This is a genomic window from Bilifractor sp. LCP19S3_H10 (assembly GCF_052119185.1).
Lineage (GTDB): Bacteria > Bacillota > Clostridia > Lachnospirales > Lachnospiraceae > Bilifractor.
The window spans coordinates 1-308 of the sequence record NZ_JBQKFT010000087.1; the positions used below are offsets into that span (position 1 = coordinate 1).

Here is a 308-nt window from a genome sequence, read left to right on the forward strand (position 1 = left end):
GGGGGAGACACCCGTTCCCATTCCGAACACGATGGTTAAGACCCGGGCGGCCGAAAATACTATGCCGGAGACAGTATGGAAAGATAGGCGGCCGCCAGCATCCTTACAACATATAAACATACAATAAAGCGAGTGGAAATCTCTCCTTATAAGAACGCAAGTTTCTTATAAGAGTGGAAATCACCTGCTGCTGGGAAAGCAAAAGCTTTACCGGTGATACGAGCTGAGAAGATAAACTTTTCGGCTGGTATGGCTGATAAAGCCAGATACGTACCTTGAAAACTGAATACACAAACGATTCCAAAAAG

General features: G+C 45.5%; 1 rRNA gene. It reads left to right on the forward strand.

Features of this window, described 5'->3' with window-relative positions:
- Positions 1–100, forward strand: a 5S ribosomal RNA gene (gene rrf / locus ACTQZS_RS15545); the annotation flags it as partial.
- Between the last annotated feature and the right edge of the window lie 208 nt (positions 101–308).